General features: G+C 41.4%; 21 protein-coding genes. 5 read left to right on the top strand and 16 right to left on the bottom strand.

The features are described 5' to 3' along the window. Nucleotides 1–252: 252 nt before the first annotated feature. Both FD725_RS06095 and hetZ read right to left on the bottom strand, forming a co-directional pair. Complete coding sequence (locus FD725_RS06095; protein ID WP_179047297.1) at nucleotides 253–1,029, bottom strand: PatU; 777 nt, start codon at nucleotides 1,027–1,029, stop codon at nucleotides 253–255. 194 nt (nucleotides 1,030–1,223) lie between these two features. Continuing rightward, nucleotides 1,224–2,429: a heterocyst differentiation protein HetZ gene (gene hetZ / locus FD725_RS06090; RefSeq protein WP_179047296.1), complete on the bottom strand. Its 1,206-nt coding sequence runs from the start codon at nucleotides 2,427–2,429 to the stop codon at nucleotides 1,224–1,226. Nucleotides 2,430–2,637: 208 nt separating this feature from the next. Here hetZ and FD725_RS06085 point away from each other — a divergent pair, with 208 nt between their 5' ends. After that, entirely contained in the window at nucleotides 2,638–3,111 is a 474-nt protein-coding gene (locus FD725_RS06085; RefSeq protein ID WP_179051442.1) for a hypothetical protein, read from the top strand. A 97-nt stretch (nucleotides 3,112–3,208) separates the two neighbouring features. On the opposite strand, the gene sds is transcribed toward FD725_RS06085, so the two are convergent. Further along, a complete protein-coding gene (sds, locus tag FD725_RS06080; protein ID WP_179047295.1) occupies nucleotides 3,209–4,180 on the bottom strand; it encodes a solanesyl diphosphate synthase in 972 nt (323 codons plus the stop codon). Nucleotides 4,181–5,294: 1,114 nt separating this feature from the next. Here sds and FD725_RS06075 point away from each other — a divergent pair. Beyond that, nucleotides 5,295–5,492, top strand: a complete 198-nt coding sequence (locus FD725_RS06075; RefSeq protein WP_179047294.1) for a hypothetical protein — start codon at nucleotides 5,295–5,297, stop codon at nucleotides 5,490–5,492. A gap of 66 nt (nucleotides 5,493–5,558) precedes the next feature. Here FD725_RS06075 and murI read toward each other — a convergent pair whose 3' ends face one another. The 7 genes from murI to grxC form a co-directional block, all read right to left on the bottom strand. Continuing rightward, the gene (gene murI / locus FD725_RS06070) at nucleotides 5,559–6,422 is read right to left on the bottom strand and encodes a glutamate racemase (RefSeq protein ID WP_179047293.1); all 864 of its coding nucleotides are present in this window, start codon (nucleotides 6,420–6,422) and stop codon (nucleotides 5,559–5,561) included. Nucleotides 6,423–6,570: 148 nt separating this feature from the next. Beyond that, nucleotides 6,571–8,448 carry an N-acetylmuramoyl-L-alanine amidase gene (locus tag FD725_RS06065; protein ID WP_179047292.1) on the bottom strand — a complete coding sequence of 626 codons (1,878 nt, stop codon included), beginning with the start codon at nucleotides 8,446–8,448 and terminating at the stop codon, nucleotides 6,571–6,573. Nucleotides 8,449–8,770: 322 nt separating this feature from the next. Further along, nucleotides 8,771–10,609, bottom strand: coding sequence for an N-acetylmuramoyl-L-alanine amidase (locus tag FD725_RS06060; RefSeq protein ID WP_179047291.1), 1,839 nt, complete (start codon nucleotides 10,607–10,609; stop codon nucleotides 8,771–8,773). Nucleotides 10,610–11,163: 554 nt separating this feature from the next. Continuing rightward, nucleotides 11,164–12,597: a cation:proton antiporter gene (locus FD725_RS06055; protein WP_179047290.1), complete on the bottom strand. Its 1,434-nt coding sequence runs from the start codon at nucleotides 12,595–12,597 to the stop codon at nucleotides 11,164–11,166. A 552-nt stretch (nucleotides 12,598–13,149) separates the two neighbouring features. Continuing rightward, entirely contained in the window at nucleotides 13,150–13,920 is a 771-nt protein-coding gene (locus FD725_RS06050) for a 1-acyl-sn-glycerol-3-phosphate acyltransferase (RefSeq protein ID WP_179047289.1), read from the bottom strand. 112 nt (nucleotides 13,921–14,032) lie between these two features. Continuing rightward, complete coding sequence (gene tadA / locus FD725_RS06045; RefSeq protein ID WP_179051441.1) at nucleotides 14,033–14,476, bottom strand: tRNA adenosine(34) deaminase TadA; 444 nt, start codon at nucleotides 14,474–14,476, stop codon at nucleotides 14,033–14,035. Nucleotides 14,477–14,687: 211 nt separating this feature from the next. Then, nucleotides 14,688–15,002 carry a glutaredoxin 3 gene (gene grxC, locus FD725_RS06040; RefSeq protein WP_179047288.1) on the bottom strand — a complete coding sequence of 105 codons (315 nt, stop codon included), beginning with the start codon at nucleotides 15,000–15,002 and terminating at the stop codon, nucleotides 14,688–14,690. 330 nt (nucleotides 15,003–15,332) lie between these two features. Between grxC and glpX the strand changes: the two genes are divergently transcribed. Then, complete coding sequence (gene glpX, locus FD725_RS06035) at nucleotides 15,333–16,370, top strand: class II fructose-bisphosphatase (RefSeq protein ID WP_179047287.1); 1,038 nt, start codon at nucleotides 15,333–15,335, stop codon at nucleotides 16,368–16,370. 188 nt (nucleotides 16,371–16,558) lie between these two features. Continuing rightward, on the top strand, nucleotides 16,559–17,845 hold the full coding sequence (locus tag FD725_RS06030) for a glutamyl-tRNA reductase (protein ID WP_179047286.1): 1,287 nt from the start codon (nucleotides 16,559–16,561) through the stop codon (nucleotides 17,843–17,845). A 503-nt stretch (nucleotides 17,846–18,348) separates the two neighbouring features. On the opposite strand, the gene FD725_RS06025 is transcribed toward FD725_RS06030, so the two are convergent. From FD725_RS06025 to FD725_RS06005, 5 genes are all read right to left on the bottom strand, one after another. Then, a complete protein-coding gene (locus FD725_RS06025; protein WP_179047285.1) occupies nucleotides 18,349–18,708 on the bottom strand; it encodes a DOPA 4,5-dioxygenase family protein in 360 nt (119 codons plus the stop codon). 92 nt (nucleotides 18,709–18,800) lie between these two features. After that, nucleotides 18,801–20,375 carry a glycosyltransferase family 39 protein gene (locus FD725_RS06020; protein WP_179047284.1) on the bottom strand — a complete coding sequence of 525 codons (1,575 nt, stop codon included), beginning with the start codon at nucleotides 20,373–20,375 and terminating at the stop codon, nucleotides 18,801–18,803. 121 nt (nucleotides 20,376–20,496) lie between these two features. Next, nucleotides 20,497–22,131: a glycosyltransferase family 39 protein gene (locus tag FD725_RS06015; RefSeq protein ID WP_179047283.1), complete on the bottom strand. Its 1,635-nt coding sequence runs from the start codon at nucleotides 22,129–22,131 to the stop codon at nucleotides 20,497–20,499. 45 nt (nucleotides 22,132–22,176) lie between these two features. Beyond that, nucleotides 22,177–22,980 (bottom strand): GNAT family N-acetyltransferase, encoded by an 804-nt coding sequence (locus FD725_RS06010; RefSeq protein ID WP_179047282.1) that lies wholly within the window; start codon nucleotides 22,978–22,980, stop codon nucleotides 22,177–22,179. A 702-nt stretch (nucleotides 22,981–23,682) separates the two neighbouring features. Next, nucleotides 23,683–24,861: a phosphoserine transaminase gene (locus tag FD725_RS06005; protein WP_179047281.1), complete on the bottom strand. Its 1,179-nt coding sequence runs from the start codon at nucleotides 24,859–24,861 to the stop codon at nucleotides 23,683–23,685. 310 nt (nucleotides 24,862–25,171) lie between these two features. On the opposite strand from FD725_RS06005, the gene FD725_RS06000 reads away from it, so the two are divergent. Beyond that, complete coding sequence (locus tag FD725_RS06000) at nucleotides 25,172–25,717, top strand: nucleotidyltransferase family protein (protein WP_179047280.1); 546 nt, start codon at nucleotides 25,172–25,174, stop codon at nucleotides 25,715–25,717. A 97-nt stretch (nucleotides 25,718–25,814) separates the two neighbouring features. On the opposite strand, the gene FD725_RS05995 is transcribed toward FD725_RS06000, so the two are convergent. After that, nucleotides 25,815–26,237, bottom strand: a complete 423-nt coding sequence (locus tag FD725_RS05995) for a (2Fe-2S) ferredoxin domain-containing protein (RefSeq protein ID WP_179047279.1) — start codon at nucleotides 26,235–26,237, stop codon at nucleotides 25,815–25,817. Nucleotides 26,238–26,240 lie beyond the last annotated feature (3 nt).

Genomic DNA, 26,240 nt, shown 5'->3' with positions numbered 1-26,240 from the left:
GATGCTGATAGAGACAAACTTTCGGGAAGTTCCTCTCAGAAAACAGGAACTCCCCGAAAGTGGCCTTTGGGAGTATAAGGTAAGTCGTAAATTTTCATTCTCGTTGCGGGTTATCGTAGAAGCCCTAATGACCCTTGATTGAGAAAAATTAGCTGGAAATGTCTTAAAAAAGTCATGAGTGCTGAGTCTTGACTAAAAATCTCGCCTCTAGCCCCTTTTACATACTTAGTGTGCTAACGTTGGCAATTTCAGCTAAATTGTCGGATTAATCACAAATACCAACGGTGGCTGATCGAGTTCAGGACAATCAACCTCTAATGTATAAGTGGGTTGGAGTTGTTTGCAGCATAACTCTACACTCAAAGCCCCAGGACTGGTTGACTGAGCCATTGCTAGAGTACCATTCCCTTGTAATGTCAAAATTCCTGGAGTTGGTAAATCACTGTGGACAACTAACTGTGTTACATCACCTTGGGAATAGTATTCTACCCGCAAAGTTAAAGCACCGACGCTAGTTAACCAGAGTCTTTCTACCACGGGATTAGTTGGTGACACTGGTAATGTGAGATTGTCTAGCAATTGTTTAGCCGCCAGCAAGGACAATGCCATTTGCTGACGAGAACCTAAATCTAAGTAATCGCTCTCAATACTGGGGATTGCTTCCACAGTATCTGCCGACCGATAGGTGCTTCTCAGTACTAAACCAGCTATATCATTAATTGCTTGTGATTCACTGGGGAATAAATTCTCCACTACCTGAACTAATTTTGCACCCAAAGGTAGTGAAGATGTGACCATTTGTTGACATCTTTCTAACAATTCCCGAAAAACTTTTTCCGGTAAGGTGACAGGTAGATTCAGCTTAGATTGCTGGGCTAACCATCCCCAGTTAGGAACCAATGTCAATGATGGCTCTTCAATATAATCTGGGTATTCGACAATTTGGTTTTCCCAGGGAAACAAGGGTGGGTGGTTTTCGATGTGAATTTGTAGCCGACGCTTGAGGACAGCTTGAAATCGTTCTTGCACAGTAGGAATTTCTCCTAATAAAAAGGTTTGGGGCTACCTTCTCGATGTCAACTCACCACTTTTTTAAGTAGCAACTTAATTTGAGAAGGGTATCTCCCTCGGCAACATCCTGACAATCTTTTATCTCATTTTCGTATTTGTTGACAAGATTTGCCAACAAACCGATGGAGTAGGGTTGTAAGGATTCTGAGTTACTATTCATGAGTAGATGCACTAGATCCGGACACTAGGGAATTACGAATTTCCCAAGCTTGTTCCAAAATCTTAAACCACCGTTTCTGTAGTTGTGCCATTGACAACCCTAAAGTTTTAGCTATTTTATCGTCAGATTGTCCTTGTTGTTTCAGGTCTAGCAAAGACCTTTGTTTATCGTCAAGCTGTGCTGTATAAGCATCCCACTGTTGGGGAGTCAAGCCCAAATTAGTATGCAAGGAAGCTTCGAGCCACTCATGTACTAATTCCCAGCGATGTAATAAAGCGAACCGAATCAAATGATACTTGAAGCGTTGTTGTAAGTAATCTCGCTGACGTGGAGTTAAACCTAAAACATTTTCAATTTCTTGCGCTGACATATCCTGAAGACGCAGAGAAAAATAATCAGCACAGTCAGATTGTTGTTTTTGCTCCAAATAATCCATTAATTCCGTAATCACGACGGAGCGTAATGTATCTTCTTCTGGTTCGGGTTCTGCTTGAGTAGCCATTGCTGATCGCAGTTGCTGAACTGCTGGTTCTTCCCACGAACCATCAGATTCATTGGAACTACCTTCGGCGGCTTGTTCGATATCGACGTTGGTTTCTGGAGGTTGCTGTTGGGAAAAAGTTTGCGCTCTCAGGATGATCAACTGCTGCTGTCGTCCAGGTAAAGGAATCCGCCGCTTACCATAGCGTTCGGTGAATGCCATATACTCTGCCAACTCTAAAAGAGTTTGGGGACGGTAAGTAGGGCCAAGTTGATTTTCTCGACGAAAAGCGTTTAAAGCTTCTAAATAAAAACTTTGTAGGAAATCTTCTATGATAGTCAGTCGCCCTTGATAACTCAGTTGGCGCTGGGGGGGATTAATGTAACGATAAATAATGGCGCTGAGGGTGCTGTGTAATTCTACCCTGCCTCGGTTGGAACCTAACTGATAATATCTCAGACATTGTTGTAGCCGGTGCTTGGCTAGAGTCATGGCTGAACTTTCTACAGCACCAGAAGCTTGAATCCGTTTACTTTCGTGGCAAATTCGGTATACTTCAGTAGTGATACGATTTGCTACATCATGACAATTCTGCTCGGAAGCTTTGGTAAACTGCTTTAGTTCCTTGTAAACCAGTTGGAAGATTCCCTCCACACCAATAGAAATTTCTCCCAGAATATTTGCGGTTGGAATAGTTGCTGTTGCGGCTGAATTCATAGTCTCGGTTATCAAAAGACCCTAACATAAAGTTAAATAAAACCTGTGACGACTTTGGGTATTGGCTTTTGACGTTTTGCGGATAAGCTAAACGTGTGCCAATCATCTTGTTCAAGATGTGGCTAATTTTATTATTCCCAACTCTCATGGAATAGATCACATTGCAATGAATGTTGTTGCCATTACCCAGGAGCCGTTGACAAGTCATATGGATTTAAAAGCACAAATACAATCACTGATTAACAATGCACCCGACGATGGCGTAACACCAAATCTTGTATCAGCAATTGCTCCTACGCTTGTGGCGATCGCTCAAAAATTACGTCATTCCCAGTACTACATTCTCCAAAATGCGGAGGGTAGCTGGGTGCTAACTACCTTGAGCAATCGAGCAAACCCAGGAATCGAAAAGCGTGTTATCTACGCTTTCCCTACCATACAGGATGTCACCCTAATTTCCACTGCTGGGCTAGACCCTCAAATTAGCCCTAACATCACCCCAGTGACCCATATTTTGTTCCAATTGGTAGCATTAGAACCCGTAGATAGCATCATCTTTTTGGAAACGCCGGGTCAGACCACCCACACCTTTGAATTATTGCGGACTGATTTCCAAAAACTCATACAGCAACAGTTACAACAGATGCGATCGCCTAAACCCATACCCCCAGATATTGCTTAGAAACAATTTTGGATGTAGGAGTTTTTCAATACACCCCCACATCCAAAATTTTCTCTGTCAAAAATCTCAAATTTAAAATCAAAAATTTTAAAATTGACTAATATAATCTGCTCAGTGTGTATTCAGCTATGTTGATCAGCGCTTGATGAGATTCTGAGGATGGTAAATTAGCTAGATGTTCAATCGCTGACTTTGTATGGTCAGCAGCTAACTCTCGCGCCTTTTGTATGCCTTGACTATCTTGAATCAATTCCAGCGCTTGCTCTAAATCCCCTTCTTGAGCAAATTCTCTTTCAATTAGCACCTCTAAATATGGGTTCTCCGCTAAAGCGAATAGCACTGGTGCAGTCAGATTACCACTTTTGAGATCAGATCCAGCTGGTTTACCCAGAGTGTCTGTCGTGCTGGTGAAATCTAAAATGTCATCGACAATCTGAAAGGCTATACCCAAATGACGACCATAGCCATACAAATGTTCAGCCATTTCTGGAGAAACTTCGCTCAATAAACCAGCAGCTTTAGAACTGTTAGCAATTAATGAGGCCGTTTTATAATAGCTCTTGTCGAGATACGTCTCGATGGAAATACCCGCATCAAACCGATTCAGCCCCTGTTGAATCTCCCCAGTGGCTAAATCCATAATGACTTCTGAGAGCAGTTTTACCACCTCCAAGTTATTTAAATTGGCTAAATACCAGGAAGATTGGGCAAACAAAAAATCTCCCGCTAATATGGCAATTCGATTGCCAAACAAACTGTGAACGGTGGGGACACCCCGCCGCACTTCTGATTCGTCTACTACATCGTCATGCACTAAGCTGGCCGTGTGAATCATTTCTGTAATTTCGGCTAGGCGGCGATGACGAGAGGTAATGTCTTGCTCTAACATTGTCGCGCGTGATATCAGCAGCACGATCGCTGGTCTAATACGCTTTCCCCCAGCTCCGAATAGATGCTCGGCTGCTGCAAACAAAATGGGGTGGCGATTTCCAACTAGCTGTTTCAGGTTATCTGCTAGTATTCGCAGGTCTGCTTCCACAGGGGTAAACAGGGAGGTGGCTGGGGTCATGGATGGGCGGACTCTGACTTAGGTTACGAAAGTTTACATATCCTATACTCATTTTAAGATAACCCTGTGACAGTGCAAGATTTTGCTTGAGAGATTCTCATTTTAGTCAATAGTCAATAGTCAATGGTCAATAGTCATTAGTCATTAGTCATTAGTCAATGGTCATTAGTCAATGGTCATTAGTCATTAGTCAGCACCTTCCGACTTCCACTTAGTACTCCCTCACTCCCTCACTCCCTCACTCTCTCACTCCCTCACTCAGCACTCCACACTCTCTCGGAGCTACTTATGAGTATCTGTTTAGCTCAAGTTGCTTCAGTATTTTACGTACAATATATTTGTACGTCATTAATTATACTTACTACTTTTTAACGGAAACACTTTCTTCTTTCTGCATATGTTGTTTCCTTGGAAAATTTGGGTTGAATGATGCACATCTTGAGTGGCCTTGAATACAACCCGCGATATACATCCTTTGGCACGATTGTTACTCAGACAAAATTAGTTATTTTTAGGTTAAGATTCAGTTCTCCTAATCTATGTGGAACCATCTAGAAAATTTGCAATTTAGCCTCAAAGTTAGCTTCAAAGTTAGAGTTGTTGTGTTACGCTAAAATGTAGGGATTTTAAATTTTTCAGTTATTCACTCCACAGCAGTAAATCACTTTTCGAGTGGTTTTACTCGATAGTGTCGTGAGTCACAAATATTGCATAGTCAAGCCCAGAATCAAAAAAGTGTTTTTTGGCTTCTGAGTGTTGTTATGTGAAAATCTTTAGTGAGAGCAGGTAATTCTCATGGGGGAAATTGCTGCAAGTTTTGGGCTTATGTTGAGCGTAAGCATTGCTTCTCATCTAAAGATGTCAAGAAAAATCTAGCGGACTAGGTAGGCTGCTGATGAGCGCACTTCTGATCACTTTCGAGTGATTAGAATGCTGTCGGATGTATAGTCTGCAAAAAATCAACTAAATAAGTCATCCGTAAGGCAGAAAAAATTAAACCTTTACGGGACAGTTTGTCACAGCAAAACATGACCACCAAGATGTATTTGGTTGGTTGGAGTTTGGCTAAATTTATGCAACTTAATTATGTATTTGAAAAAGTGCTGGTGGAGAAATGATATACGGGAATATGCCTATGATGATTTTTATTCTGGCTGCTGGATACTTATTCACAGTTTATCTATTACTAGGGTTAGCCAAGCGAACCGGAAAAAAATCTAGTATGAAAAATCTGTCGGTGATGACTACAAATAATAGTCAGCCAGAATTGTCTGTTACTCCCACAATTAGTGAGATAGTCAATAGTCAATAGTCATTAGTCATTGGTCATTAGTTATGAGACTGTTGACCTTTGACTGTTGACAAACTACGCAAAATCTTATTGGAGTTGGGAGACTGGTAGACCGAAATCCACAGCTTCAACTAGTGGTGTACAACCTAGCCACTGTACGGCTGATTGAGCGAATTGTTGGGGACAACCGCTAACAGCAAAGCGTGTGGGGAGTGGTGGATGGGTGTTGCTTAAGCCGAGTAAGTCTAGCTCTTGAGCGCAAGCTGTGGTGACGTGAACCGCAGGGTCTATAATTTTGACTTGGGGTGGGAGGAGCGATCGCACTACGGGCGCTAACAGAGGATAATGAGTGCAGCCATAAACTAGGGTGTCAATATCTTGCTGAAGTAGAGGTTCTAGATAACCTCTAGCTACTTCTGTAGTGTACGGGTCTTGAATGCGATTTTGTTCAATGAGTGGGACAAATTCTGGACAACCAACTTGCCAAACTTCTACATTAGGGTCTATTTCCTGAATGGCTTGGCGATAAGCGTTACTTTTAGCTGTAGCTGGAGTAGCAATCACACCAATTCGTTTACCCTGCTGCACAGCTGCCTTAGCCCCAGGCAGGATCACGCCGAGAATAGGAATATCATATTCTTGGCGAACAATATCTAAAGCCAGCGCAGAACTGGTATTGCAAGCCATAATCACCATTTTGACGTGTTGGTGTTGCATCCAGTCGAGGATATCCCGAACAAATTGTAAAATTTCTGCTTGGGAACGGATGCCATAAGGGAGTCTAGCTGTATCACCAAAATAAACCATAGACTCATGGGGCAATTGCCGATAGAGTTGGCGTAATACCGTTAACCCACCCACACCACTGTCAAACACCCCAATGGGGGCGCGTTGAGGTTCTTGATTTGAGAAACCGTACAGATTACCTTGAAAGCTGGAAGATGAATACACAGGCAAGTATTGATTGATATTTTTAACTTAAAATACAGAATTTAGCAGACAATTTGCTAATTGACTACTAAATTTTGCATCTACACGCAGTTTAATTACCACCTCTTTAGTGAATAATTTTAACTAAATTGTTAACTTGATGAAATTTTTACCGTATCTTTAAATATTGCAGGATACCACGAGCGATCGCCTCTGCCATACGGTTTTGATATTCTGGTGAGCCTAACCTGGGATTATCTTCCCTACCAGTCATATAACCAGTTTCTACCAAAATCGACGGCATAGAACTTTTTCTGAGGACGTAGAATCTGGCTTTGCGTGTACCTCGGTCTTTGAGAGTACCAATCTCACTCAGGATAGTTTGGCGGACTGTTTCCGCTAGGGCATACCCACTATCGTAGTAATATACTTCTAAGCCATTAACATCGGGACGGCCGTCTACAGAATTGGCATGAACGCTGACAAACAAAGTGGCGTTGGCTCTCTCGGCAATATCTACTCTTCCTTGTAACTCCACAAAAAAGTCAGCATCTCTTGTCAGCACTGTTTGCACACCATTCTGCTCTAAAATCGCCGCAATTCTTCGACCAATAGGTAACACCACATCTTTTTCTAATAATCCACCTAGACCCGGTGCGCCAGAGTCTTTACCACCATGTCCAGGGTCAATAACCACCAAAAATCTACCTCTCGGTACTGGTTGAGAGATGTTTCTGGGATTACGAGTATTTATATCTGGCAATTGGGAACGATTTGTTGGTGGTAGGGGTGGTAAACCAACTGGGGGGATAAATCGCCGAGAACCTTGTAACTCTAAAGCTAAAAGCTGGTTACTAACTTGATTTAGTTCCCCAATTTGTACACCAGCCGAGGGTTGTACTAAAACAATTACTGTATTGTTGGTTTGGGGTTGTAGCCGGACTCGGAGGATAGGGCTATTGGCATTTAAATTGGGGCCAGTAACTCTAGAAGATAATTTAGCGTTATTAATAATAATACGGAATAATCCAGAAGACCTATCCCAACCACCTTGAGCTGATACAGGTTGGTCAGAACGAATTAATAATCGTGTACTATTCTCATTCAGTTCTACCGCTTGAATCGTGGCTAGTGTATCTGTATTGACAGAAATATTGTTAGGAGGATTATCTCTGGGTAATGTCACAATTCCCCGACTAGGGATAACTATAAACCCACCAACACTACTAGTACTTACCCGCCAGTCAGGACTGTTTTTATCCACCTGCATGGAAATGCGTACAGTCTGTGGTTTTGTTGACAATTGGGTAAATTGAATTCGGTTGACACCATAACGATTAATGGTTATGTCTTTTTCTAAATCGGGTGATAACGATGCACCAGCAACATTAATATTAATTACCCGCTTATCGTCTGTACGCTTGACTTGAATCTGAGGTGTAGTACCACGGGTACGAATAAAAAATCCATCACCTGTAACTCTTAAACTTTCAATTTGCGTGACAGCAGCAATGTTGTTGAGCGGTGGTTCTGGAGTAGTTGGTGTAACAGAGTAAACATCTCTAGGAGATAAGATAGAGGAGGTGTCTGGTGTATCGATTGGTGTAGTTGGTACTTCTTGCTGCTGGGCAATTTGTGTTGAGGAAGATACCTTTTCAAGCGTTGGCGTAGGTAATTGTACTGTCCAGCGATTAGGACTAATACCAACAAATTTTACTTGCTGGGGGTCGAGAGTGTAACCAGGAGTGAGTTCAACAACGATCCGTGTAGTTTGGGGGTCGAACTGTCCCACACGCACAGCCCGAATTGCCCCACCGATGGGTTGGGTTAGTTGAGGTTGCCCAAAGGTTGTATCTGGCAAATCTATAACTAGGCGCGTTGGGCTAAAAATCAGTTGCGCCTTGGGTTGTACAGCACCATTAGTAGTAATCTCCAAACGATTTTGATTGGCATCAAAGCGCCAAGAGTCGAGTCTTGCAGCCAAAGCCGGCGACGATAGTAAGAAGATAGTTCCCACAGTACCGGATAGCAACCAGTGTAATTTCACAATTTTTTCTCCTGATGGGCGTTCATGAAAGCCGTCAATAATTCCCAATGTTGGCAAATCCTCACACCGTCACCGTTTAGCTCAACTTTAGCTGTTAGGCAATAAAATTTTGCCTTGGTATAAAAATACAACTAATGGCGTAATATCTTAACACGCTGTTTTGATTTTGCCATGAGATGAAGACAGAAGGTGGAGGTTGAAAATAGAGAGATTTGGGAAAATTTACCGCCAAATCTCTGGCAATAGCGGCAATCAGAACCATACAGATAGAAAAAACGTACATTATGCAGATGCTTTCCCAGACTGATGAACTAACTACTGATTATCTTCTGAGGTACTGGAGGATACCACGAGCGATCGCTTCTGCCATTTTATTCTGATAAGCTGAACTTTGCAGATTCGCCACGTCTTCTCGACCAGTTAAATATCCTGTTTCCACCAAAATAGAGGGCATAGAACTTTTTCTCAGGACATAAAATCTCGCTCGTCTAACTCCTCTATCCCGGACGTTCAGACTTTGGCGAATGTTGCTATGAACTATCCGTGCCAAACTCAAACCATTGTCGTAATAATAGGTTTCCAAACCACTGACATCGGGACGACCTGCACCTGCCGAGTTAGCATGGATACTGACAAATACATCAGCTCCAACTTTTTCTGCCATTTGTACTCGTCCTGGCAGACTAACGAAATAGTCAGAAGAGCGAGTCATAATTACCTGCACGCCATTTTGCTGTAAAATTTGGGCAATACGGGTGCTAATGGGGAGAATAATATCTTTTTCTCTGACTCCACCGATACCAATAGCACCTGGGTCTTTACCACCATGTCCAGGATCGATGAGTACTACTACTTTACCTCTGGGAATCGGCCGTGTTCCTGGTTGGGGTTGGGGACGAGGATTTGTGGAATCTGGTAATTGTCCTTGGATGGGAGGTAAAGGAGGTGTGGTTAGTAATCGACGAGAACCTTGTAACTGTAGTGCTAAAAATCGACTGCCGATAGGAGTGAGGGAAACAATTTGCACTCCGGCGGCTGGTTGGACTAAGACGACGACAGTGTTAGGTTCTTGTTTTTGCAGGCGTACTCGGAGGATGGGACTATTAGCGTTTAAAGTCGGCCCGGTGACATTGGGGTTTAATTTGGCATTAGGAATTGTGATGCGGTAAAGACCAGTATTTCTGTCCCAAGCACCATTACCAGATAAAGCTTGGTCGGCTCTAATGACTAATTGCGTACCATTGTCAGAAATATCAATAGACTGAATAGTTGCTGGGGAATTGGTTGTAGGTAATCTACTAGGTACAGTAGAAGTATTCTCATTATCATTATTGTTATCAGGCAATCTGACAACAGGGCCAGGTAAAACCACTAACCCACCAGCACTGCTGTTAGTGGCTTGCCAGTCTGGGCTATTTTTATCTACACGCAACGCCATACGCACAGCAGGTGTGCGTGTTTGTAACTGGATAAATTCTACTCGACTGACACCGTGTCTGTTGATATTGACATTTCGCTGTGTTAAACGCGGTGATAAAGTTGCACCAGCGATATCCATAAATATAGTATTGCGATCGCGGCTGCGATTTACCTGAATTTGCGGATTGCCGCCACTGGTACGCACGAAAAAACCATCACCTGTGACTTGTAAACTTTCAACTTGCGTCGTCCCGGTTGTAGCGCTGACGGTGTTTTGAGAAAACTCTGGTTTGCTATCAGAGTCGATGGTGACTACATTGTAAACATTTTCTGGTGGCGACTCGGCTTGCTCAGATGTGGGTGTGGGTAACTGCACCCGCCAACGGCTAGCGGTAATGCCGACAAATTTGATTTGCTGGGGGTCAAGAGTGTAGCCAGGAGCCAATTCCACAACGATGCGTGCGGTTTGGGGGTCAAATTGCCCAACACGTATAGAACGAACTTTACCACCTATAGGCTGGGTTAGTTGCGATCGCCCAAAGGTGGTGTTCGGTAAATCTATGACTAGACGTGTGGGGTTAAAAATCAGTTGCGCTCTGGGTTGTACAGCACCAGTAGTATTAATCTCTAACCGATTTTGATTGGCATCAAAGCGCCAAGAATCCAGCCTGGTTGCCAAAGCTGGCGATGATAGTAAAACGACAGTTCCAACAGTACCAGATAGTAACCAGTGTAATTTCACAATCTTTTCTCCTGATTCGCATTCATCTGCGCCGTCAATCTTTCAACATAATTGGCAAGTTGTCACCCTTTTACCACCTAAATACCAATTCCAGATATTATCCAGGAAGCCAGCTACAAAATGAAAAAACCTACAAATTGGTATGACTTTGAGTTTTAAATACCTTCTATCCTGTTTTTTCGGTATAAAAACACAATTTAATGGCTGAGAATATCAGTATGCCCTTGATTGTTGACGTGCTATCAGAACACACAATTTTGATAATAAAGCATCAAATAGAACATTAATTTCACCAGTATTTACCATATTTATTCAAGACTTGAAAATTTCCAATACAAATATTTGATCAGATAAAAATAAAATTGACAATCTCAGGGGACGGAGATTTGGCAACAGAAGTTTCCCCGGAAAGGAAGGGGACAAGAGGGGGGAGGGGAGCAGAGGAGCAGAGGAGCTAAAAAAACTCAGCACTCCCTCACTCCCTCACTCCCTCACTCAGCACGGGCTAAACGCCCCGCTTCCGCTAACAGCACTCATCACTCCCCTTCCCTATCTCAAGAATCCAAGCTATTATTCACATTCCCACTATTTGCTAATGGCTGCCCGGTGGAACCATCTAAGAGTATTTGTTCGGCATCGGTTGCTATGTCGTCTGATTCTGGGAACACGAATCTCAGCAAGGGAGGCGCTAAGAAAGTTGTCAGAATAACCATCATGATAATTGCTGCTCCTAATGGTTTAGACAGAGCGCCACTAGCCGCACCAACACCAGCAAATACTAATCCCACCTCACCCCTGGGAATCATCCCCACACCAATTGCTAAACGATTAATTGGAGATTGACCAAAGACACTCAGACCTGTGATTACTTTACCGAAAATGGCTACGGTAATCAGGAAGGTTGCCATAATTAAACCTTCTCGGTTGGTGGGAATAGCTGGGTTGAGTACGCCCAAATCGGTTTTTGCGCCTACAGTGACGAAGAATATAGGCACTAGCATATCGGCAATAGGGCAGACTTGTCTTTGCAGTTCTTTGCGCTTATCTGTTTCTTCCAGAACTAAGCCTGCCGCAAAAGCTCCCAAAATCGCTTCTAACTGAATTACAGCAGCGAAGTACGCCATGACAAAAGCAAAGATAAATGCTGGTATTACCAATCCGCCGCGTGTTTTGAGTATATCAGCGATCGCTACAAAGGTTTTATTGAACACGTTACCCAAGACGATCGCCCCCAAGAGAAAGCCACTAGCACTGATAATTAGATAAATAACTTTACCCACATCAACTGCACCATCTTTAGCTAGGCTGGCAACCACTGCCAAGACAATAATCCCTAGTACATCGTCAATGACAGCCGCACCCAGGATAATTTGCCCTTCTTTAGAATTGAGCTTGCCTAATTCTGAGAGTACTTTAGAAGTGATGCCGATACTGGTGGCAGTTAAAGCGGCTCCTGCAAAAATAGCAGGTACAGCACCAACACCGAACAAAGTCATTAACCCCACAGTTCCTAATGCAAAGGGTACTGTCACCCCCACAAAAGCCACAACTGTGGCTTGAATACCCACTGCCATTAAATCTTTTAAGTTTGACTCTAAGCCAATTTCAAACAGCAGGATAATTACTCCCAATTCTGCCAACACAGAAACGACTTCTGACTGAGCAGCAAACACGGCTGGCGTTGCTTCTGGACTCAAACCAGCAGTCGTTTGCAGAAAAGCCATAATTAGAGAACTGGAACTGTCTGCACCACCTCCAGGAAACACCAGCAGATGCAAGACAGATATACCCACTATGACACCACCTACGAGTTCACCCAAGACTGGGGGTAAACCCACTCGATTAGATAACTCACCACCAACTTTACTGGCTAGGTAAACTACTACTAAACTCAGCAGCACTGCGGCTACTACCATGGAACTGTCTGCGGCTGCGGTTGCAGTAGCCAACAGAGGAAACGATAAGTCAATTGCATTTACAAGCTGCATTTGTCAGGCATTGTTACGAGAACATCTTCTATTTAATTTTTACTCCTTTATGAAATTAACATTTGCTTGAAATGAGATTGTTGTTTGAGAGGATGTTTGAAAAGTATCATGCGTAACATCAAAATCTCAAAAACCTAACCCCTAACCCCTTCCCTACTAGGCTATCCATTACCCGGATCTTTCTTAACATTGCTGTAAGCCAGAATGTGAGGGAATGACAGAAGGAAACAACGACAGCATGATTGACTTTGGAGACAGAAAATGTACTAATACCAATTCAAAATTCAAAATTCAAAATTAAGAAAGCCTGACTTTACAGGGGTTTCTGTGTTTGGATCTGTATCAGATTTTTAGTGAATTGGTATAAGGTAGAGTGCGATCGTTAACTACAAAGATGTATGTATTTTTCTTTTTTCGTATGAAACCACCCTGCTCTCCGACGCGGAAAGGGGAGTCAAGAGCATAATACATCAACGAAAAATAAAGGTTTTAAAGCCTCAAACGTTAGACTCCCTCACTCTCTACTCAGCACTCCTTCACTCCCTCCCTCCTTCAAGAATTGCTAACTTCTGCAAAAGCACGATGACTCGTTACTAATTGGGGATTACTTAAATGTTGTAGTGTTCTAGTTAAGTCCTCTGTGAGTCGTTTGGCGTTTTGCTTGAGCTTGCCATTGGTGTAATCTTGGACATTGATGGCCGAGCCAATCTGAATACTCACATCTGTACCCCAATGTGGGTGAGGCTGGCTGTAGTTGATGCTAATGGGTAAAATTTTGACACCCAGTCCTGGGTGGCTAGATTCTGCACTCAAAGCTAGACGAGCAATTCCGGGTTTGAGGGGGTGTAATTTGCCATCTCGAAAAATATTCCCTTCTGGATAAATAACTAACATCTGCCCGTTTTGAATCACTTCTACAGCGTGGCGTAGAGCCGTCACAGCTGGGTTAAGGGTATCAACAGGAAATCCCCCCATCCGACGCACAAACCAACCTTGTAAGCCTTGGCATTCAGTCATCGTCACCATAAATTTTAAGTCTCGACCTGTGACGTAACGACCGGCTGCATAAGCTAACACAAAAGAATCCCAACGCGCCCGATGGGTCGGAGCAAGGATAACAGGGCCAGTTGTGGGGATGTTTTCTTGTCCTGTAACTTGGATGTGGCGAAAAAATGAGGGCAAGAGCAAGTGGTAACCAACAAAATACACCAAGGGACTCAACCAAGGAGAAACCCGTGAAGTACTAACAGCCACCTGCGGATTATTCGGAGTATTTGTTGGTTTGATGTGGCAAGGATCAGACGCACAGAGAAATTCCATCATGACGGTAGCTGCAAATTGTCGGGTAAAATATAGCGGAATCTTGACTTAGTTACACCGTAAATATTCTTTTGTCAGTTGTGTCATAGTAGATGGACAGTTTCACCTCTGTCTGTTATTTTTGCTGAAGTCTTTGAGTAGCAAACCAGCTCTGCAAATGCTGGCGACAGGCTGATTCTAGAATGCCTCCAATCACCTGTAGACGATGATTAGAAGCAGCACTGTCAGGGATATTAATAACAGTACGGATTGCGCCAGTTTTAGTATCGTCCACTCCATAGACAAGCATACCTAAACGTGCTTGCACGATCGCACCAGCACACATTGGGCAAGGTTCTAAAGTTACATACAATGTACACTGATGTAATCGCCAAGTTTGTAAATTTTGCGTTGCTGTTCTCAGTGCGATAATTTCGGCATGAGCTGTGGGGTCTTGGTCGCGCTCTTTACGATTTTCTCCTTCTGCCACTAGATTACCACTATCATCAATAATCACTGCCCCAACCGGCACTTCCCCTGCATCACCAGCTATCTTTGCTAGCTCTAATGCGTAACTCATCCATCTTTTGTGTGTGAGATATTCTGGATTTTCATTCAAGTCACTGCGCTCCCGAATTTAAGATTCAAATTATTTATGAGCAACCAGGTCAGCGACTTCTCAAAGAAATCGCTGACCTGAACTGCTAGATATGTCAGTTAATTCAGTTATCAGTTTCATCTTTTGGGTTCCATAGACTTGATAACTGTTCACTGTTCACTGTTCACTGAATTTAAGCCGCTAGTTGCTCTAAAACAGGGTCAAGCCGACCTTTGGTATCTAATTCATACAGGTCATCGCAACCGCCAATATGTTGATTATTAATAAAAATTTGTGGGACTGTACGCCGTCCATGAGCGCGTTCTGCCATTTTGGCTCTGGCTGCTTCATCACCATCTATTTTGTATTCTGTGAATTGCACACCTTTCCACGCCAGTAACATTTTGGCACGAATACAGTATGGACAAGTTTGCCAAGTATATATTTCTACATTGGCTTTAACTTTTTCTGGATGACGACCTAAAAAATTATTGATTAAATTCAACATAGATTTTGAGATTATTTTCAGATTATTTATGGGGTTGGGAAAAATTATAAAAGAGGGGTTGAGGTTGTGGTTACTACCAGAGGTTGATCTTGCGGAAATCTCTGAGTAGCTAGGCATTTGCCGGAAAATAATGTTTTTTTGTGTCTTGTTTTTACAGTACTTTAGTACTAAAAATTGGTCTTTTGGTATCTAATTATCGGCATTAGTCGCAAAACTTAACACATACGTCAGTAGATACAATTTTCCACAGGTATCCGCCCTTTGGTAGACTTGAAGACTGAAAAGGCTAGATAAAACGACGGAAAGTCAAGCAGTTGAGAGGGCGCTTCTGTGGAAAATACACTTGGATTAGAGATTATTGAGGTAGTAGAGCAAGCCGCGATCGCATCCGCTAAGTGGATGGGTAAAGGCGAAAAGAATACTGCTGACCAAGTAGCAGTAGAAGCAATGCGGGAGCGTATGAACAAGATTTATATGCGCGGTCGGATTGTGATTGGGGAAGGGGAACGTGATGACGCTCCCATGTTGTATATCGGGGAAGAAGTTGGTATCTGTACTCGTGCAGATGCAGCAGATTTCTGCAACCCTGATGAATTACTGGAAATTGATATCGCTGTTGACCCCTGTGAAGGTACAAACTTGGTAGCCTATGGACAACCTGGTTCAATGGCAGTTCTAGCAATTTCAGAAAAAGGTGGCTTATTTGCGGCTCCTGACTTCTACATGAAGAAACTAGCAGCACCTCCAGCCGCTAAAGGTAAAGTAGACATTAACAAATCAGCCACAGAAAACCTGAAGATTCTCGCTGAGTGTCTAGATCGCTCTATTGATGAACTTGTAGTAGTCGTGATGAAACGCGATCGCCACAATGATTTAATCAAAGAAATCCGCGAAGCAGGCGCAAGAGTGCAGCTGATTTCTGATGGTGACGTAGGTGCAGCTATATCTTGTGGTTTCGCTGGTACTAATATCCACGCACTTATGGGTATTGGTGCAGCACCTGAAGGTGTAATTTCCGCAGCTGCCATGCGGGCTTTGGGTGGACACTTCCAAGGTCAATTGATCTACGATCCAGAAGTAGTGAAAACAGGTTTGATTGGAGAAAGCAAGCAAGCTAACCTTGATCGTTTAAAGTCCATGAACATCAATGACCCGGATAAGGTCTATGACGCTCATGAACTAGCATCTGGGGAGACTGTTCTCTTCGCTGCTAGCGGCATCACCTCTGGTAATCTCATGCAAGGTGTACGCTTCTTTCATGGTGGTGCTAGAACTCAAAGCTTGGTTATTTCTAGCCAATCTAAAACTGCTCGTTTTGTGGATACTATTCATATGTTCGAGCAACCCAAGATTGTGCAACTGCACTAGAAATTAGGGACTAGGGACTAGAGACTAGGAACTAGGGGAAGTAGGGAGAAAACGGGCACAATTTTGCCAAAATCTCCCCATCCCCAATCCCCATTACCCCTTATTCCCAGAGGGGGCCCCGAGTTCCCCAATCCCTAATCCCCATCCCCCAATCATTAATAATCCATTACTAATTCACCAAATAAGAAATGAATATTGCAGTGGTGGGGTTAAGCCATAAAACAGCCCCAGTCGAAATTCGGGAAAAGCTGAGTATTCCAGAACCACAAACAGAAAGTGCGATCGCGCAACTTGCCAGCTATCCCCACATTGATGAAGTCGCTATTCTCAGCACTTGTAACCGTCTAGAAATTTACATTGTGGCTGGTGAAACAGATCATGGTGTCCGGGAAGTGACTCAGTTTCTGTCTGAGCATAGCAAATTACCAGCTCATGCTCTCAGACAACACTTATTTGTATTGCTACATGAAGATGCGATCATGCACGTCATGCGGGTGGCGGCGGGATTAGACAGCTTAGTTCTAGGAGAAGGGCAAATTCTGGCTCAGGTGAAAAATACTCACAAACTGGGACAGCAATATAACGGTATAAAAACAATTTTGAATCGATTATTTAAACAAGCACTTACCGCCGGTAAACGAGTGCGTACCGAAACTAGTATTGGTACTGGTGCAGTTTCCATTAGTTCGGCAGCTGTGGAACTGGCACAAATCAAAGCCGATAATTTAGCTGGTTGTCGAGTAGCCATTCTCGGTGCTGGTAAAATGTCTCGGCTGTTGGTACAACATCTCATTTCTAAGGGTGCTACACAAATTAGTATTGTTAATCGCTCTCGTGAACGTGCTGAGGAATTAGCTCGCAATTTTGCTGAACATCCTATCCGCATTCACTTGCTCTCAGAAATGATGACAGTAATTTCCGAAAGTCATCTAGTGTTTACTAGCACCTCTGCAACTGAACCAATCCTAGACCGGACTAAGTTAGAGATGGTTTTAGCACCTAACCAACCTCTGATGTTATTTGATATTTCCGTACCCCGTAACGTCCATACAGACGTGAATGAGCTAACTCATGTGCAAGCGTTCAATGTGGATGATTTGAAGGCGGTTGTTGCTCAAAATTACGAAAGTCGCAGAAAGATGGCGCAAGAAGCTGAACGTCTCTTAGAGGAAGAAGTGGAAGCTTTTGATGTTTGGTGGCGCAGTCTAGAAACTGTCTCCACAATTAGCAGTCTGCGGAATAAAATCGAAACTATCCGCGAACAAGAATTAGAAAAAGCTTTGTCAAGATTAGGTTCGGAGTTTGGCGATAAGCATCAAGAGGTAATTGAGGCTTTGACAAGAGGAATTGTTAATAAAATTTTACATGATCCTATGGTGCAATTGCGAACACAGCAAGATGTCGAAGCTAGAAGACGCTGTATGCAAACCCTACAAGTCTTATTCAACCTAGATGTAGGTGAACAGTTTAGCTAAGACAGTTGAAGGTTTTGCTATTTGATAATTCGTAATTCGTAATTTGTAATTAAAGAGGTTGTTTGAAAAGTAGTTGGCTGTAATTTTAGGCACTTATTGATCCCCTTGAGCCTCCCCTTAAAAAAGGGGGAATATGAATCAAAGTCCCCCTTTTTAAGGGGGATTTAGGGGGATCTAAAAGTATTTGATACATTACTAAGGACTTTTCAAAAATCCTCTAAAGAGGGTACAAGCCCTAACTAATGGTAGCTACGAATTACGCATTGTTTTGACTGTTTCATCGAAAAAGTCGGGGGATTCTGAAGAATTTTACTAAGAGGGTGTTAGAAAAGTTTCAGTAGGTATAAAAATGTCATTCTGACTGGAGCGCAGTGTAAGGAAGAATCTAGGTTTTGTGGCACATACCGAGATGTTTCATTCCGCTACGCTGCATTCAACATGACAAAGAAACAGACTTTTCAAACGTCCTCTTAACGTTATCAATTGCGGTTGCACAGCACAATTCATGACAATGAATTCGATTTTTGCAGCGCACCGATATTGAGCGCTAACTTGTCTCCCAACCAGAGAGCAAAACGAGTATGATCACTAACATCATCACCTGTTAAAGGATGAACAAGAATATTTAAGTCTTCACGGTTAAGCATTAGCCAAGGAATCACTTGAGCAAATTCCTCTGATGAAAATGCAACTTGATACATTGCTTGGGGATGAGGGCCAATGGGTTTTTCATGCCATCTCCCTAGCTGTACATGAAAATTAGCACCTAATGCTTCACGTATGCGGGAAGCGGCATCAAAACTGGTGTTATCGAAGTAAATATGAGCATGAAAACCAGTAATTTTGATAGATTCTTCAGTCATTACTTGCAGCCCCCGTTTGTCGTATAAGTTCCATCATCAAAACATAGGAATCAGAAGATGTATAATCTGATGATAGTGGCTTGATCTTAGTTTTAATATTCTAGCTGCCAGAGTCCTCCTGCTGGTACTATCGGCACTAGTTTACCCTGTGCTGGCTCAATTAGCTTAACTAGTTTTTGCGAAGGACGAAAAAAGAATAGTTGAGATTTGTCTGCCAGAAGAGATTGGAGGTTATTATCTATCTGTGGTGGTTGACTGAGCAATAGTAATCGAGCTTGATCATGAAGTAAATAACTAAGAGAAATTAAATCCCCTAAATTAGTCCCATCATTACCTGCGTCACTGATGATAACTGGAGCAGAAATAGTGTTGATACGTTGAGCTATTTCAGCATTAAAATAACTGGGTATGTTAGTCCACCAAGTATGAGAATAGGCACTAACTGTAGCAGAGGCAATGCTACCTGCAACTAGCACAATCGAAATACCTTGCCATAGGCGTTTTACTTGTATTAACTTAGTTGTTAACAGATAAGCTATGGCTAGTTGTATTCCAGGAAAGCAAGAAATAAGATAGCGACTGACAGCAGAACGTTTTGTGCCTAATAGTAAATCTGGTACAGCTAATATGAGAAAGGGAACAAAAATTGTAGTTAAAATAAATAGCCAAGTAGCGGGATGAGTGCGTCGGTAAAGTTCATAAAGAGCTATAAAAATTAGCAATAAAATTGGTATTCTCCAGATATAAGTCCAGATATTATCAAAGCCAAAATCTAAATCAAAAAATAAAGCTGTAAAACTGAGTATCCAGAGTTTAACTAAGTAAATAATATCTCCACCTTTAGCCCAATTTGTTGTATCTAAAACTCTTTGATAATTGGTTTTGATCACTAATAACCACGGACTATAGAGAATAATTGAGGCAGCGATCGCTAAAATTAACAAGCTCAACTGTTTAATATCAAACTGACTTGGTTTTTCTGTTAATTGTCTCAGCAATACATAAGCTACATGAGCAATCATAGTCAAACCAAAGAAAGGATGACCATACAATCCGACGGTAATTGCTACAGTATATAATCCCCAGTTATACCATTTAAAGGAGCGCAAAGCCCTGAGTAAAATTAGACTACTAGCAATGACGCAGAGTGTGAGAAAACTATACTGTCTGGCAATTTGAGCAAATAAAATATCGAAAGGAGAGATAGCTAAAAGCGCTGTTGCTAGCCAAGCTGTTATCTGTGATGAAAATAGATTTATTGCCAAAGCATACATCAAAGATAATGCCAAAAGGCTGAGGACGACTGCTAATGCACGAGATGCAGCAATGGAACTACCGAAAATCTGCATCCATAAACGAGTCATGAGAAAATACAGTGGTGGATGCTGAGGATCTTCCACTGCTAAAGATTTGATAGTATCTTGGAAGGTGCTTCCGGGTTGAAGACGCTGATATTTTTGTATTGCTTGTGGGGAAAGAATTTGGTTTTTAAAAATTTCTTGGCTAATTTCTTGACCTGTAAAACCAGCTGCGCGAAAAGTAGTATAAACTTCATCATGCCAGTAAAGTTTGTAGTCGAGGTGAAAGCAGCGAAAAAATACACCTACTACCAGCAGCACAACAACAAACAACCTTAACCAACTCGGTGCAAGTTTGAGAGACTGCATAGTAAATCACTAGTATTTTACGTTCAAAATAGAATAATATTGGATGCGATCGCTGATCATTTCAGCAATCTTGCTGAGTATAATTTAGTAAGTATAGAAAGTTGTATATCTGGAGATAGATTTAGTTTTCTGGCAACTCTCCTTTTTTCACTAATTTCCAAACTAAATAATCATCATCTCCATAAACAAGATGCGGTTGTAACTGGTATCTATTAGCTATTTGCTGTCGCCACTGATTCGTAGGATTCAGGAGAAAAATATCAGTAACATCATTGGAAATATTAGGCATACTCTGGTCTGGCATTAATATAAAGCGTACTTTTGAGTTTAAAAGATAGCTTAAAGAAACAACATTGCCGTAATTAGTTTCTGAGAAGTTAGTAATTACTAATGGACGAGGTTTTTGATTAATTAAGCTAGCAATCTGTGGATTACCAGAACTCACACCCTTATTCCACCAAGTTTCTGCTGGATAATATAACCTAGAAGTTGCCAAACCACAAATAATCAGGAATACTAATATAACTTGCCAAATACTGCGACGGGTAATATTTTTATGGTGTATTTGGATAGCTAATAAGTAAGCGACAATTAGCTGTATGCCTAAATAAGAGGGGATTAAATAAGGTTCAGAACCTGGAGGGATACCACCAGAAACTAAAGCTGGCCAGATGAGAGGTAATGCAGGTACGATGATTAATATAATTAAAAACAACCAAACTTGAGATTTAGTTGTCACACATAAATAGTAAATTGCGTATATTAATAAAATCAAAAACAAAGATATGATTAAATAATTGATAGGATTTTCCCAACTAATATTTAAATCCAAAAAAATCCGACTTACTTGCATGAGTAAAAACGGCATTAAAGGTATGAAATTTATATCTTGATTGCTACTACCATCTGATGAGAGAATAAACTGAAAGAAATTAGCCACGGCAATCATCAACCAAGGGACAAAAGCTAAAAAACCGAAAACTGTGGCTAATACATAAGACCTGACAAGTTCAGTTATACGAAATTTAGCTATAAAAATTATATAAACACCATGAGCAACGGCAACAAATGCACTCCACAAACAAATATATAAACTCAATGCTAAAGTAATTACATAAATTCCCCAAGTAGTAAAAGGGTCTGACAGTTGAGTTTTTGTAGATAAATCATGGTTTTCCTTGGTGTTGAGACGAATGGCTCGCAATAAAGCCGCGCTAGCAAGAATAATTGTGACTAACCAAAAAATATATTCTCGTGCTTCTTGGGCGTATATTAGATAAATAGGTGAGTTAGCTGTGAGTGCGATAGCTAAAATAGGTAACGACAACTGCACATCAAATAATTCTCGACAAAGCCAATAAATACTGGGAAATATCAATAAACTAGCAATTGCTGATAAATATCTAATTACCCTCACCGAATTGCCAAAAATTTCTACCCAAAATCTGGCAATAATATAATATAAAGGTGAATGTTCTGGGCTTTCCACCGCCAGAGACATAGTTGTGTCATTAAAACCTTTATCGACGTTAAGATTTTGGAACTTAAGAATACTTTCCTTGTCAATTATCTGACCATTAAATATTTGCGATTTGACTTCAGCTACTGTATACCCAGAAATTCGTAATGATGTGTAAGTTTCCTCTAAAGAATAAACTTTGCTCTCAATATTAAAAAAGCGAAATAATATACAGATTACCAAAAGAAAAATCATTAAAAACCGTAACCAACTCGGCACAAGTTTAAAATGCCGCATAACTCAATTTCTCAATTTATCAAAGTATTTGTAACAAAATATTGTTTATTTTTTCAAGCAATTAGGATAGTACCATCTAGTAAATTCTTGAATATTAGATATTGTTAAAAAATCAATGGTTTTAAATTGGCGATCAATGGCGGGCAAACTACAAATTTTTGCTCCAATATTTAAATATGCTTGTAAAATCTTGGGAATTTCCACATGACATAAATCTGGTAATTCTTGAGATATATCTAGAGAATACTGTGAATGAGGATAGACTAAAATATTTTGATGGATTAAATCATTTTGTTGAAAATAATCATAAGCACAAGCTGCTTCCCAAGAACATTGTGTGAGTAAAGAAGCGCAGCCAAAAAAGTATTTACTACAACTCCAAATCAGATAATTAGCTAAACCTTCCCACAATAATAAAAGTGTTTGAATGCTGCGATATTCTTTAGCAATACAAGCACGTCCCACTTCCACAGATGCTTGTAATACAGCATCAGGAATAGTCCTGAGATTAAATATGTCAGCTGCATCAAAGCCTAACCCTTGAGAAGCCATTTTATAGGTTTGCATTCTATATGTGCCGATAGTTTTGCCACTGAGTTTAGAAATTAACATCAAATGATGACACACGGCATCAAACTCATCTTGATCCATTTGCGTTAATTTAGAGCTAGAAAATCCCAAACCTAATTCTAAGTTAAAAACTTCAAACCGTAAGCGAAAAATAGATTTTAACTCTTCTTTAGTCGCAGCAAGTTTGAGGATATACTTATCAGTCTCCAGAATGGGAAAATCTTTGAGAGTAGAAGGAGGACGAAGTGGGTAATTAATGTGGTGATAAGAAATTTCCATTTGTCTTCCAACTTAAATATGTGAAGATATCCTAACTTTAAGAAGTTACTTACTATACAAAAAGAGTATTTTATGTATAGACGTGTCAAAGTGATATTTACGCAGTTTCTCGCAAAATAATACTCCAAATCAGTTAAGGATATTAAGTGCTTATATTATGTGCTTAATTCACCAAAAAATCTGGCAATAAGATACAGAATTTGCTAAATATCAAATTTGGATAACTATCATTCAATACGGTTCAGTGGAAGATAATTGTAGTCGGGTGGCAAAGCTTAAGTAGTGCATTAGGCATAGCTTGGATTGAACAAAGCAAATCTCAACAATCGCAAGGCTTTTGGCGTTGGGTAACTCTTCGAGAAGGCTACGCCCACGTTCTTCAACTTAACTTATACCAATTTGAATAAAGAATGCGACAGATACACATCCCCAAAACATTGTCCTGTCTGGATTCTTAATTTTGAATTTTGAATTTTGAATTGGTATTACTATGTGTCGCAAATATCTTTATCATACACATAAATTATGTAGAGACGTTGCAATGCAACGTCTCTACATAAAAATCTCTTTCATATTTACTGGAAATTGGTATTAGGAGTTAGACAAGTCTTTTTTGACCTCTCCCTCAACCGCAACGCCAAGAGCGAGTTTAGTAACTTTGACTCAGCACTCAACACTTTCAGATTTTAATTGCGAATTATTTTAAGCTACAGGCACAAACTCAGTTTTGACTGTTGCATAAGCCCAATCTAACCAAGGAAGTAAGGCTTCAATATCTGCGGTTTCAACTGTAGCGCCTCCCCAAATCCGCAGTCCAGGGGGTGCAGCCCGGTAAGGTGCGATGTCGTAGGCTACTTGTTGTTTTTCTAGCAGTTTGGCTAGTTTCTTGGTAAATTTCGCTTGATCTTCTGCACTCAACTCAGTAAAAGCAGCATCGACAATTTTTAAGCAAATGGAAGTGCAAGAACGAGTTTCTGGAGTTTCTGCTAAAAAACCTGCCCAGTTGCTTTGTTTAACCCATTTAGCGATCGCTGATAAATTAGCCTCACTCCGACTAATTAAACCAGCCAATCCTCCAATACTTTCTGCCCAAACCAAAGCATCAAGAGCATCTTCTACACACAACATTGATGGTGTATTGATGGTATCGCCTTTAAAAATGCCCTCAATGAGTTTACCTTTTTGTGACAGACGGAAAATTTTTGGGATCGGCCAAGCTGGTTGATAGGTTTCCAGCCTTTCCACGGCGCGGGGTGAGAGGACGACAACACCATGCTGTGCTTCTCCACCCAATACCTTTTGCCAAGAGTAGGTGAGAACATCAATTTTGTCCCAAGGGATATCCATTGCAAACACAGCAGATGTAGCATCACAGATAGTTAAACCTTGGCGATCGCTCTTAATCCAATCACCATTCGGCACTCTCACGCCAGATGTTGTACCATTCCACAAAAACACTACATCATGGCTAAAATCAACTTCATCCAAATTTGGCAAGCTACCATAAGGTGCTTTCAGTAACCGCACATCCGGTAACTTCAACTCATCTACAACATCTTTGACCCATTCTTGACCAAAACTTTCCCAAGCTAAGATATCTAAAGGTCTTTGTCCTAGTAGCGACCACAACGCCATTTCCACAGCACCAGTATCAGAAGCCGGGACAATACCCAAACGATAATCTGCGGGAATATCCAGAATTTTTTGAGAACGCTCTATGACTTCTGATAGTTTAGCTTTACCATCTTCAGACCGATGAGAACGACCCACACAAGCGTTTTGTAGATGCGACACAGACCAGCCAGGCCGCTTGGCACAGGGGCCAGAGGAGAAACGAGCATTGTTAGGCTTAGTTGTTGGAGGAGCAAGATACTCTGACATGGTTGCAGGAGGTTGCAGGAGGTATAAGTAGTAATAATGTAGATACTAGATTACAGGATAAACGGGGCAAAATTAGTTAATGGTCATTAGTCATTAGTCATTGGTCATTGGTCATTGGTCAATAGTCATTAGTCAATGGTCATTGGTCATTAGTCATTAGACACCTCCAAAATATAATTTAGAGACGTAGCACTGCCACGTCTAAGTGTTTAAATGAGTCATTGGTTATTAGTCAAAATATTTTTGTGATTGTCTCTTGTTGTTGCAGTGTACAGTATTTCTGAGACGCTGTATCTTAACCTGGCAAAAGATGAATGGCAACACTCGCTTACAGATGATTTTGGCTGATACACCTGTTGATCAAGTATTACCTGCGATCGCTAAACTCCATCTCCCTGACTGGTGGTTAGCTGGGGGTGCAGTCCGCAACACCGTTTGGCATTCCATCTTTGGTAACGAGTGTCAGTTATTCATCAAAGATTTTGATATCGCCTTTTTTGATGAAGCGGGAAACCGTTCTCAAGAATTGCTAGCTAAAACCAGCCTCACAGAACAATTTCCCCAGCACCAATTTGATGTGAAAAATCAAGCCAGTTTCGCTCGATGGCGTGCTGGTAAACGTCTCTACACCAGTACAGAAGATGGAATTAAAGATTGGTTACACACGGCTACTGCTGTCGGTGTAAGGTTAGATGCCAATGGAGAATGGGAATTTTTCACCCCTTACGGTTTAGATGATCTATTTGCTGGTACTATCCGACCTACACCAAATCATCTAGATGATCCAGATGCTCACAATAAAGCATCAGGGTTTCTCTCAAAGTGTCCATATCTGCGGTTAGTCGATGGTCAATAGTCATTAGTCAATGGTCATTAGTCAATGGTCAATGGTCATTAGTCATTGGCCAATAGTCAGAACTCTCTCACTCAGCACTCCCTCACTCAGCACTCTCTCACTCTTTAATATATGAATAAAGAGTAGAGCGATCGCTGTTGGGATCGACAATTAAGCACTCACTCTTGCCATTGGCTTTGCTAACAAGCACTACAGTCACACCTTTCTGGGGACAAACTCCCAAACAACCAGTGCTAACCACGCGAAATTCACCCCACAATCCATCAAATTTCAGCTGAGATTTTAACCAATTTAGTAAATCTTCTGATTCTGAAGCACTTCTAGCCGTTCTAGTCGAATGCTCTTGTCCGCACTGGGAACACACAAGTACTAAACCAGATTCCCAGCGAGGAGAGACAGTTGGCAAGGGAGCCACTGATGGCGGGTGAGCATTGATAGTCTGAGGTAAGGGAGATGGGGATGAAAACTTTCTCAAGATACGCTTGATAAATGCTTTTATCCGCTTAATCAGCTTCTTCATTTA

The sequence above is a fragment of the Nostoc sp. TCL26-01 genome, from assembly GCF_013393945.1.
Taxonomy (GTDB): Bacteria; Cyanobacteriota; Cyanobacteriia; order Cyanobacteriales; family Nostocaceae; genus Trichormus.
This window is presented reverse-complemented; position numbering and strand designations above follow the sequence as displayed.

Excerpts from the sequence above, each read along its gene's own strand:
- hetZ (WP_179047296.1), bottom strand. The coding sequence starts at position 2,429 with ATGAATTCAGCCGCAACAGCAACTATTCCAACCGCAAATATTCTGGGA.
- FD725_RS06085 (WP_179051442.1), top strand. The coding sequence starts at position 2,638 with ATGGATTTAAAAGCACAAATACAATCACTGATTAACAATGCACCCGAC.
- sds (WP_179047295.1), bottom strand. The coding sequence starts at position 4,180 with ATGACCCCAGCCACCTCCCTGTTTACCCCTGTGGAAGCAGACCTGCGA.
- FD725_RS06075 (WP_179047294.1), top strand. The coding sequence starts at position 5,295 with ATGATATACGGGAATATGCCTATGATGATTTTTATTCTGGCTGCTGGA.
- FD725_RS06055 (WP_179047290.1), bottom strand. The coding sequence starts at position 12,597 with ATGCAGCTTGTAAATGCAATTGACTTATCGTTTCCTCTGTTGGCTACT.
- FD725_RS06050 (WP_179047289.1), bottom strand. The coding sequence starts at position 13,920 with ATGATGGAATTTCTCTGTGCGTCTGATCCTTGCCACATCAAACCAACA.
- tadA (WP_179051441.1), bottom strand. The coding sequence starts at position 14,476 with ATGAGTTACGCATTAGAGCTAGCAAAGATAGCTGGTGATGCAGGGGAA.
- grxC (WP_179047288.1), bottom strand. The coding sequence starts at position 15,002 with ATGTTGAATTTAATCAATAATTTTTTAGGTCGTCATCCAGAAAAAGTT.
- FD725_RS06030 (WP_179047286.1), top strand. The coding sequence starts at position 16,559 with ATGAATATTGCAGTGGTGGGGTTAAGCCATAAAACAGCCCCAGTCGAA.
- FD725_RS06025 (WP_179047285.1), bottom strand. The coding sequence starts at position 18,708 with ATGACTGAAGAATCTATCAAAATTACTGGTTTTCATGCTCATATTTAC.
- FD725_RS06020 (WP_179047284.1), bottom strand. The coding sequence starts at position 20,375 with ATGCAGTCTCTCAAACTTGCACCGAGTTGGTTAAGGTTGTTTGTTGTT.
- FD725_RS06015 (WP_179047283.1), bottom strand. The coding sequence starts at position 22,131 with ATGCGGCATTTTAAACTTGTGCCGAGTTGGTTACGGTTTTTAATGATT.
- FD725_RS06010 (WP_179047282.1), bottom strand. The coding sequence starts at position 22,980 with ATGGAAATTTCTTATCACCACATTAATTACCCACTTCGTCCTCCTTCT.
- FD725_RS06005 (WP_179047281.1), bottom strand. The coding sequence starts at position 24,861 with ATGTCAGAGTATCTTGCTCCTCCAACAACTAAGCCTAACAATGCTCGT.
- FD725_RS06000 (WP_179047280.1), top strand. The coding sequence starts at position 25,172 with ATGAATGGCAACACTCGCTTACAGATGATTTTGGCTGATACACCTGTT.
- FD725_RS05995 (WP_179047279.1), bottom strand. The coding sequence starts at position 26,237 with ATGAAGAAGCTGATTAAGCGGATAAAAGCATTTATCAAGCGTATCTTG.